We start from the raw sequence: 9,499 nt of genomic DNA on the forward strand, positions 1-9,499 counted from the left end.
GATGAAAGCTCCAAGATTTACTGACCTGATTGGAAATACCCCTTTAATTGATTTGACTAGATTAGTCAGTGAAAACTCAGCAGAACTCTATGCAAAATGCGAGTTTATCAACCCAGGTTTCAGCCTCAAGGATCGAATGGCAAATTATATTCTTGATGTTGCAGAAGCACAAGGTAAATTGAAGCGAGGGGATGTTATTGTCTGCTCTTCTAGTGGTAATACAGGTTGCAGTTTTGCCATGCTAGGTAAGATTAGAGGCTATCATGTTGTTATTGTTACATCAAACAAATGCAGTATAGAAAAACAAAATCATATAAAAGCTCTTAATGCAGATTTGATTATAGTTACTCAAGATACCTATATGAGTTATGGGGAAAACTACGCCAAAGAAAATGGATACTTTGACGTTAATCAATACAACAATATCTATAATCCAGAGGCATATTATCAAACTTTAGGACCAGAAATCTGGAAACAAACAAATGGAGAAATTACTCACTTTGTGATGACTGGTTCTACCTTTGGGTGTATATCAGGTACAGGAAGCTTTCTCAAGGAGTGTAATCCAAAAGTTAAAGTTATATTGGCAGATCCCGTCAACTCAAATATTTATGCCTACTACTATAGCAACTATAGTAATTCCAAAAATGATTTAAGCTTAAATTCAAGTCTTAGTCAATTCTCAATTATTGAGGGAGCTGGAAAATCTGCGCCGACAAAATGCCTGGATTTTTCTGTGATTGATGAAGTTGTGAAGGTTTCAGATGAAGAAGCAATTTCTACTTGTCATCAACTAGCTAAGGATGAGGGTTTACTGGTTGGTGGCAGTAGTGGTCTTAACGTTTTTGCTGCCAAACTTATTGCAAATCGTTTAGATCGAAAACAGGTAGTAGTTACAGTTCTCTGTGATAGTGGAATTAAATACCTATCCAAAATTTACAATCAAGAGTTTCTCAGTAAAAATGGTTTAAAAATTGAAAGTAGTGTTTCAACAATTAATAATTAATAATTACCTCTCCTTGAAAGCGGATAGGATTGACGAACAGGAAAAATTTTTCTCTCTTGGTCGATTGAATATGGCGAGGTCTCCTCGCCATCCCTTGACCGCTTGTTTCTCCTTTAAAGCTTCTGCTTTAAACCTTAATTATTCGGTAATTTTTTTTCAGTATTGAGTGCATGGATGAAGTATAATTTAAAATCCTGACATTTTCGGTTTATTTTTGTTTTGAAGTAAGAGCAGCGATCGCCACTCCAATTAACAATATAATTGCACCAAAAAAAACCATGATAGAAGGAACTTCACCAAAGAATAAATAACCTAAAAAACTAGCTCCAACAGGTTCAAATAAAATTGCCAAAGTAACTAAAGTAGGAGACAACCAGCGTACTGCCCACATCAAACTTGTATGCCCGATTAATTGAGGAAATAATGCCATCAATAATAAGTAAAAGTAAACTAAACCAGGATAACCAGAGTAACCAACACCTAAAATTAAGGGAAGAGGCAATAATACAATTCCAGCTACAGTAAAAACTACCACAAGATAGCCACCAACACTAAACCCTTTAGTTTGAGCTTCCCGTCCTAGAAGTATATATAAACTCACTGCCCAAGCTCCCATCATAGCCAAAAAGTTTCCCAGGAGAGGGTTAATACCTGTATACCCCCCACCAATATCTGCTAAACCAATGGTTAACCCTCCAACCATAGCTATTACTATGCCAATAACTGTCTGAGGAGAAAGTCTTTCCTTCAACCACCACCGCGACAACAAAGCTACCCAGATTGGATTAGTATTTACTAGACTGGTAGAGGCCGCGATCGAAGTGTAGGATAAAGAAGTAATCCAAAAAGCAAAATGGACTGCGAGGCAAACTCCTGCTCCTACTGCATAGGGTATTGCTCCCGACTGGAGACTCTGCCACTGAATTTTCGACCATGCGGGTACTAATAATAAAGCAGCGATCGTCACCCGCGAGGCAGCTATTACGAGACTAAACTCTACCCCACTCATGCCAGCAGAGAGACTTGCCAACCTGATTAATATTGCACCTGTAGATATTGCCAAAATACCGATAGCTAAAACTAATATAATTCGCCAGTTAGAAGATTTCATCAGAAAATAAAAAATGGTATAATTGAGTTTAACCAATTATTAGTTAAGTATGCTAAAGCTAACTATTATAGTTTTAATTATTCTCATAGGTTCTGCTCTTTGCTCTGCTACTGAAACAGCCTTACTTTCAGTTTCTTCCATTAAAGTACAACAGTTAGCACACTCTAAAAAACCAGCAGCATTAGCACTGTGGGGAATTAGGAAAAAAATTAATCGCCCAATTGCTACTGTTGTGATTATTAATAACATTTTTAATATAGTTGGTAGTATTTTAATTGGTAATATTGCAGCTTCGGTTTTGGGAAATGCTTGGTTAGGAGTTTTTTCTGCAATATTAACTTTTTTGGTAATAGTTTTTGGGGAAATTATTCCTAAAACTTTAGGTGAACGTTATGCCATGCAATTTTCCTTAACTGTGGCTATACCTGTCCAAGGGTTAACTTTTATATTTACTCCTATAGTTTGGTTGATGGAAAAAATTACTTCTCCTTTTACTAAGGGGCAGACATTACCCACCACTAATGAAGCAGAAATTATGTTTTTGACCAGAGTAGGATATAAGGAAGGAGTTATTGAGGGTGATGAAGCTGAAATGATTAGAAGAGTATTTCGGCTCAATGACAAAAATTCTTTTGATATTATGACACCTCGAATAGCGACAACTTATCTATACGCTAATGCAACTTTAGATGAGGTAAAGTCGGATATTATTGCTTCTCAACATAGTCGCATTATTGTAATTGGAGATTCTATAGATGATGTACTTGGTGTAGCGTTGAAAAATGAATTATTTAAAGGAATTATAGAAGGAAAAGATAGTAATAAAGTTTCTGATTTTATGCGAGATGTTAGATTTGTTCCTGATACATTGAGAGTGGATCTATTGCTAAAAGAATTTCAGAAAAATCGTCAACATTTGATGGTAGTTTTAGATGAATATGGAGGAATGTCGGGGGTGGTTACTCTGGAAGATGTATTGGAAGAATTAACTGGTGAAATTGTGGATGAAACCGATCAAAGTGTTGACCTACAAATTTTGGCAAGGATGAGAGGAAAAAGAAAGTTAAAAGATGAGTAGATTTTGAAGAAGGTGGTAGGTGGTAAGTGGTAGGTTTTAGGTGGTAGCTTAATTAAGCGGAAAGAATAGACATCTGCAAAAATCGAAAATAAAAGCAATTCTTATCTATAAATTGTCAATTGTTTATTCCTGTTCCCTGCTCCCTCTTTTGGAGGAGATGTCTATTAGACATCTGGTAAAAATCAAAAATAAAATCAATTCTCACACTAGATATATCAATTATTTCTCCCTACTGCCTACTGCTTAATGCCTACTGCCTATGCGTGGAGGAGATGTCTATTTCATATTAGGACATCGGGTAATTATGATGATTCATGACGCGAGCAAGATGCTCGCACTAATTGTTAAACACCAACCTTGCGGTTGCTATAATTGCTGTAATACCAATTCATAAGCATTAATGCTGGCGTTGCTGAAGCGCGTGTATAATATTAATCTTTATTACTTAGGAGTCAACCCACCCCTCGCCCCTCCCCCTCCTGGGAGGGGGATATCAGAACTCATGAGGGAAGAAAGAAGAAGAAAGAACAGTAGAAGGAGAAAGTTTTTTGTTTGCTGGTGCACAACGCACGTTAACGCGAAGCGTTGCGTCAGCATCATTGCGGAGCGCGGAACGGAGTTCTATAGCGCTCTTATCCGGACATGATATCATACCTCAAATCACCAACCCCGCATTAATGCTATATTTCCTCAAGACTTCAATTATTAAGTAATATCATGTCCGGTAGCATTGGTATTGTAAGCGCGAAGGTAAGGAAGAAGGAAGAGGGAAGAAGGCTATTGAGCAAGAAAAAAACCTAAATTTACTGTAGATATTCACCCTTGGGTTTACACAAACGATACCAACGGACATGATATAATAAGTAAACTTCAATAATGTTTTTAACAATTCTAGGCACTAAGTGAAGATATATTATTCCTAGAAACCCTAGGACTTACGGAGGTTGCATGTAACCTCCCTACCTACCCTCAATAAGATGTAGCAAGAATACGCGAGAAATAGTATAAACTCTTTTTTTTAGTAAATTTTCCTTTTTTCTTATAGTTGCGTTACACTATTTTCTATATAGCAGTCGAAGGAAAGGTTAGGACATATCAAAAACTCAAAACTCAGACAATGGAAGTTTTTTCCTTCTTCTTTCTTCCTTCTGCTGTACATATCAAATTTTAATTATTCACAAAAAAACAATGCTACCAACAGTTTTAATTACTGGTGCTTCTCAAGGTTGTGGCAAAGCAACAGCACTTTTATTTGCTAGAAAAGGATATAATATTGTCTTAGCTGCTAGAACATTAGATAAATTAGTCGAAACAGCTAATGAAGTTAGGGCAAACGGTCGTTCTGCTTTGGCTATTCCTACTGATGTTACTGATGTTAAACAAGTGGAATATTTGGTGCAGAAAGCTATAGATTTTTATGACAAAATCGATATATTAGTTAATAATGCTGGTGTTTGTTTGACTGGTGCAATGGAGCATACAAAATTAGAAGATTTTCAACAATTAATGAATGTCAATTTTTTCGGTTATGTGAATACAATAAAAGCTTTATTACCCCATTTTTTGGAAAATCAATCTGGCACAATTGTTAATGTTGGTTCTTTTGGTGGGAAAATGCCTTTGCCAAATATGACTGCCTATTGTGCTAGTAAATATGCAGTTACTGGATTAACTGATACTTTACGTCTGGAATTACAGTCAAAAGGAATTAATGTTAGTTCTGTACAACCAGGGGTTATTAATAGCGATTTTATGGAAAGAGCGCAGTTTCGTGGTGGAGATAATTCTGAAGTAGAAAGTAGTCGTCAACAAATGAACTCTGTTTTAACATCTAATTTTGTTAGTCAGCCAAAAGATATTGCTGAAGCTATCTGGAATGCTGTGAAAAATAAGCAGTCTGAAGTAGTAGTAGGTCCGGTTGTTTTAGCAACAGAAACTTATCGATTATTCCCTGGTTTAGTTCAGTTTATGATGGGAAAAAGTTGAGGATAATTTATGATGAAGTAGTTTAGCGTTCGCTAATAAATTGTTAGGTCGAAATTGAATAATATAGTTTTTGCTGGCAGTAGAGCAAACGGCAGTTTATCCTACAATATTTACTCTTATAGCAGAAGGAAGAAGAAAGAACCGAAGTTTAAAAAATCTTACTTTGTCTAAGTTTTAAACTTTTTATTTGTCCGAACCTTTCCTTTGACTGCTATATTACTAAATGCTGAATTATACCAATGCTACTGGATTTGATATTATAGCAGTATTTTCTTTAGCGTTTGATAATAAATTTGACTAAAAGCTCACTGCCAAATACTATAAACAAGTATTAGATTACATTGCCCTTAATTATGGCAATAATATTTTACTAGAAGATATGGCAGCAAAAGTCAATCTTAGTTCTTCCCATTTCTCCCGATTGATAAAATTGATATAACTCTAAACTATAGATAGTTTTAAATTATGGCTTACTTAGAAACACAACGTCTTATATTGAGAGACTTTCACCAACAATACCTGTATCAGCTTGCACCAATTCTTGCTAATTGAAAAGTTATGAAATTTTCTCATACTGGAATTTTATCACCCTTACAAACCAAAGAAAAAATCCATAGTTTTATTAATTCATACAAAAAAAATGGATTTGAAAAGTGGGCTGTTATCCTCAAAGAAACTAACAAATTAATCGGCTATTGTGGAATTGCAATAGAAGAAATTGACAAAGTGCATGAGCAAGAGATTGGATATCGATTTGCTCCTGAGTTTTGGGGTAATGGGTTGGCAAATGAAGCAGCATTAGCAACAATTCAATACGCATTTAAACAACTCAAATTTCCATAATCCTGGGAATTGTTGAACGAGAAAATATAGCATCAGTAAAAGTGCTGGAAAAGTTGGGTATGAGATACGAAAATTAAACTATATTTCATGGCATTAAAATGGATATCTATCGGTTAAATGCCTCGCCCTAAGATTGTATTAAAGCAGCAAAAAATCAAAAAAAAATCTTTTTGCAAATACTATCTGTTCTAAGGAGAAGTCATTATTCATTATTAATTGTTAATTATTAATTGTTGAACTGTAGCTATTCCAATCAAGCTCATTTCTCCCGTTGAAAAATATAAAGTGAAGTACCCAATACAAAAGGTAATATAAACTTGAAAAATCATTTTAATAAAGTCGTAGTAATTGGTGCTAGTCGTGGTGTAGGTGCTGCTGTTGCGGAACACATTGTACCTTCCACTACCGAACTCATCACAGTTTCTCGTTCTCCTTCTAACTTTGGTAATTGGATCGAAGCTGATATTAGCAACAAAACCGGAATTGAAATTGTTACTAATGCTGTAGGTAATTCTCCGTTAGATGCACTTTTATATATGGGTGGTACTTGGGAAACTCAAGCTTTTACCAGCGAATATTCCTTTGAAAAATGTTCCGTTCGAGATATAGAAAACGTAATAGCAGTAAATCTTGTAGCACCTATTCGTTTAGTAAAATCTCTATTACCCACACTGCGTCAAGCAACAAATCCTAAAATAATTTTTATGGGTGCGTTATCGGGTTTAGATAATTTTCCAGCACGGGAAAAGGAAAAATGTTTATTTGAATAGTATCCAAGTGGGTATATTTTTCAGATATGAACAGCCTAATAAAAAAACGCGGACATATCAAAAGCTTAAAACTTAGATAAAGCCAAATTTTCCTTTTCTAGCAGATAACTTATCCCCTAGATGACCTTCTTCCTTATTTCTCTAATTTAAATTTACAAAGTCCAGTCACTTACTAAAAGATATCTCCAATAATAAAACATCAAATCAATTATCGTACAGAAATTATCAATTATTTCTCCCCTACTCCCTACTCCCTTAAAGTAAATTCCTAGATTTGAGCTGCAAATATCTATCTACCAATTCTGTGCTAATTTGATTTGCTGGCGCATCTAAAACCAAAACTCCTTTCTGTTTCAACTGAGTAAAAGCAACCTGTCTTTGAGATAATAAATCTATTGCCACAGCACGAGTATAAGCAGCATGACTTTTTTCATGTACCTGCTGATTTTCTCCAGAAACAGTGGGAGTCTGAGCTAATTTCTCCACCAATGGGTCGCACAAAGCTACACAAAACGGTAAATAACGAGGCGTTAACCTTGCCAATGCTGCCAAAAGTTCCGCAGAAGCAGTGGCATCCACAATATCTGTAATTACCACTACCAAAGCACGACGGGTTTGTTGCTTAACTACTCTAGTAACTGCCTCAACATAATCTGGTTCCCGCAAAACTGGTTGAATAGGTGTCAGACTTTCAATTAATTTTGATAATTGATTTTTTCCCCTCTCTGGTGGTATCCAAGTGCTGAGTTGACGCTCAAATACTCCCACTCCCACGCGATCGCCCCTACTCAAACCCCCCATTGCTAATGACAAAGTAGCATTCAAACCCCAATCAAACCGCTTTAAACCCTGCACCTGGGCAGTCATCAACCTTCCCCCATCAAGTAAAATAATCAAAGTTTGCTCTGTTTCTGGTTCCAATACTCGCACTAAAGGGCGACTACGACGAGCGGTAGCTTTCCAGTCAATGAGACGTGTATCATCACCAATACCATATTCCCGGAGTTCGGAAAATTCTGTTCCCATTCCCAGATGTCGCCTTTGACGCATCGTGCCAGTATTTTGGAGAGAGAGACGGATAGAGAGCGATCGTAATCCCAGCAAATCTGGGTAAACTGCCACCTGTTGACTTGCCGGAACTTGCCATTGCTGCCACGCTAAACCCCACTGTCCCAATTGTCGCGCCCGAATATTTCCCCACTGAAACTCACCTCGTTTATCGGGGTTGACATGATAAGTTAATTCTTGACTGCTGTTAGGTTCAACTATTGCTGAGAGAGTAGTAGAGGAAGTTGCAAATTCTGGGGGATAATCATCATGCAAGATAATATTTGCCCTGTGTTTGCCAGACTTAACCGATATAGTAATATGATTATCTCGGCCAATGGAAAGCTTCTGTAAAGGGTAGCGCGCTAGTTTGACTTGATGAGGTTTCACTGTAGCTCCATCCCAAACAGCCAAACTACAGATAATCAAATCAAACAGTGCTAGTGCCATCAAACTTATTTGTTGATCGAACAAAATAGCGATGATTGGCGCAACGACCATTCCTAATAATAATAGTAAATATAAACGTTTTGAAGGAATCATTTCGAGTTATACCAAATTCAAAAAATAATCCTAAAAATTAGGACTTGTTAAGTAGATTAATCATATCAAATTTATTATAATTAATAACTGTATAATAGGTTTTGGCTTTTGCAAGATAAGCTTGTATTAAATTAGGTTGAAATGGCAAAAGATATTTACCATCAGATAGTTAAAACAGCATTGGTGAAGGATGGATGGACAATTACTGACGACCCTTTACGACTTCAATTCGGTAGTCGGACGCTTTATGCAGATTTGGGGGCAAAAAAGCTTTTGGCCGCTCAAAAGGAGGGACAACGAATTGCAGTAGAAATTAAAAGCTTCTTAGGTGTATCCCCTATTAAGGATTTAGAACAAGCGTTGGGTCAATACATTATCTATGCACAAATTTTGTCCCAGCAAGCTCCAGAACGTTTGTTATATATGGCTATTCCTCAAAGCGTATTTTCAGACTTCTTTTCAGAAGAACTACCAAAGTTTGTTGTTAAATTTAATCAAGTTAAACTACTAATTTTCCAACCAGAAACAGAGGAGGTTGTGCAATGGATAACTTAAATTTATATCGAGATATCATTGAAAAGATTCTTCAAGAACACGCGAATATTCCTTATGCTTATGGTGAAATTGAAGAGTATTTAATTATTGATAAGGAACGTAACCATTTCTTACTATTAGATGTTGGTTGGCAACAAAAACGTCGCGTTCATGGTTGCATTACTCATATTCAAATTATTAATGGTAAAATATGGGTTCAACGAGATGGAATTGAAGATGGAATTACTCCAGAACTTGTTGAGGCAGGAATTCCGAAATCAGATATTGTTTTAGGGTTTCATCCGCCTAATGTAAGACACCATACAGGTTACGCGATCGCCTAGTAGTTGAGAGATGGGGAGATGGGGAGATGGGGAGATGGGGAGATGGGGAGATGGGGAGATGGGGAGATGGGGAGATGGGGAGATGGGGAGATGGGAAGATGGGAAGATGGGGAGATGGGGAGATGGGGAGATGGGGAGATGGGGAGATGGGGAGATGGGGGTATGGGAAGATGGGGGGATGGGGAGATGGGGAGATGTGGAGACATGGGGGAAGGAGGTCGGAAGCTAAGAAGGAAA

The 9,499-nt window shown here is 36.8% G+C and carries 9 protein-coding genes and 1 pseudogene; 8 read left to right on the top strand and 2 right to left on the bottom strand.

The window, feature by feature from the left end; genetic code table 11:
• Window position 1: 1 nt before the first annotated feature.
• Complete coding sequence (locus F6K18_RS18680; RefSeq protein ID WP_287522784.1) at window positions 2-1,006, top strand: cysteine synthase family protein; 1,005 nt, start codon at window positions 2-4, stop codon at window positions 1,004-1,006.
• Window positions 1,007-1,214: 208 nt separating this feature from the next.
• Here F6K18_RS18680 and F6K18_RS18685 read toward each other — a convergent pair whose 3' ends face one another.
• Window positions 1,215-2,117, bottom strand: coding sequence for a DMT family transporter (locus tag F6K18_RS18685; RefSeq protein WP_287522786.1), 903 nt, complete (start codon window positions 2,115-2,117; stop codon window positions 1,215-1,217).
• A gap of 49 nt (window positions 2,118-2,166) precedes the next feature.
• On the opposite strand from F6K18_RS18685, the gene F6K18_RS18690 reads away from it, so the two are divergent.
• The 4 genes from F6K18_RS18690 to F6K18_RS18705 all read left to right on the top strand — a co-directional run bounded on the left by F6K18_RS18690 (window position 2,167) and on the right by F6K18_RS18705 (window position 6,794).
• Window positions 2,167-3,195 carry a hemolysin family protein gene (locus F6K18_RS18690; protein ID WP_287522788.1) on the top strand — a complete coding sequence of 343 codons (1,029 nt, stop codon included), beginning with the start codon at window positions 2,167-2,169 and terminating at the stop codon, window positions 3,193-3,195.
• Between the two features lie 1,188 nt (window positions 3,196-4,383).
• On the top strand, window positions 4,384-5,181 hold the full coding sequence (locus F6K18_RS18695) for an SDR family oxidoreductase (RefSeq protein ID WP_287522790.1): 798 nt from the start codon (window positions 4,384-4,386) through the stop codon (window positions 5,179-5,181).
• Window positions 5,182-5,739: 558 nt separating this feature from the next.
• Window positions 5,740-6,024: a GNAT family N-acetyltransferase gene (locus F6K18_RS18700; RefSeq protein WP_287522792.1), complete on the top strand. Its 285-nt coding sequence runs from the start codon at window positions 5,740-5,742 to the stop codon at window positions 6,022-6,024.
• Between the two features lie 317 nt (window positions 6,025-6,341).
• Window positions 6,342-6,794, top strand: coding sequence for an SDR family NAD(P)-dependent oxidoreductase (locus F6K18_RS18705; RefSeq protein WP_287522793.1), 453 nt, complete (start codon window positions 6,342-6,344; stop codon window positions 6,792-6,794).
• A gap of 255 nt (window positions 6,795-7,049) precedes the next feature.
• On the opposite strand, the gene F6K18_RS18710 is transcribed toward F6K18_RS18705, so the two are convergent.
• Window positions 7,050-8,384, bottom strand: a complete 1,335-nt coding sequence (locus F6K18_RS18710) for a DUF58 domain-containing protein (protein ID WP_287522794.1) — start codon at window positions 8,382-8,384, stop codon at window positions 7,050-7,052.
• A gap of 141 nt (window positions 8,385-8,525) precedes the next feature.
• Between F6K18_RS18710 and F6K18_RS18715 the strand changes: the two genes are divergently transcribed.
• From F6K18_RS18715 to F6K18_RS18725, 3 genes and pseudogenes are all read left to right on the top strand, one after another.
• Window positions 8,526-8,939, top strand: a complete 414-nt coding sequence (locus tag F6K18_RS18715) for an element excision factor XisH family protein (RefSeq protein WP_124147386.1) — start codon at window positions 8,526-8,528, stop codon at window positions 8,937-8,939.
• A complete protein-coding gene (locus F6K18_RS18720) occupies window positions 8,927-9,262 on the top strand; it encodes a XisI protein (protein WP_287522795.1) in 336 nt (111 codons plus the stop codon). Before F6K18_RS18715 ends, F6K18_RS18720 begins: the two co-directional genes overlap by 13 nt.
• An 18-nt stretch (window positions 9,263-9,280) precedes the next feature.
• Window positions 9,281-9,499, top strand: a pseudogene (locus tag F6K18_RS18725) (hypothetical protein); the annotation flags it as partial.

Source organism: Okeania sp. SIO2C2 (genome assembly GCF_010692625.1).
Lineage (GTDB): Bacteria > Cyanobacteriota > Cyanobacteriia > Cyanobacteriales > Microcoleaceae > Okeania > Okeania hirsuta.

Bases quoted from the DNA above. Each gene is read 5' to 3' on its own strand.
- F6K18_RS18680 (WP_287522784.1), top strand. From the start codon at position 2: ATGAAAGCTCCAAGATTTACTGACCTGATTGGAAATACCCCTTTAATT.
- F6K18_RS18685 (WP_287522786.1), bottom strand. From the start codon at position 2,117: ATGAAATCTTCTAACTGGCGAATTATATTAGTTTTAGCTATCGGTATT.
- F6K18_RS18690 (WP_287522788.1), top strand. From the start codon at position 2,167: ATGCTAAAGCTAACTATTATAGTTTTAATTATTCTCATAGGTTCTGCT.
- F6K18_RS18695 (WP_287522790.1), top strand. From the start codon at position 4,384: ATGCTACCAACAGTTTTAATTACTGGTGCTTCTCAAGGTTGTGGCAAA.
- F6K18_RS18700 (WP_287522792.1), top strand. From the start codon at position 5,740: ATGAAATTTTCTCATACTGGAATTTTATCACCCTTACAAACCAAAGAA.
- F6K18_RS18710 (WP_287522794.1), bottom strand. From the start codon at position 8,384: ATGATTCCTTCAAAACGTTTATATTTACTATTATTATTAGGAATGGTC.
- F6K18_RS18715 (WP_124147386.1), top strand. From the start codon at position 8,526: ATGGCAAAAGATATTTACCATCAGATAGTTAAAACAGCATTGGTGAAG.
- F6K18_RS18720 (WP_287522795.1), top strand. From the start codon at position 8,927: ATGGATAACTTAAATTTATATCGAGATATCATTGAAAAGATTCTTCAA.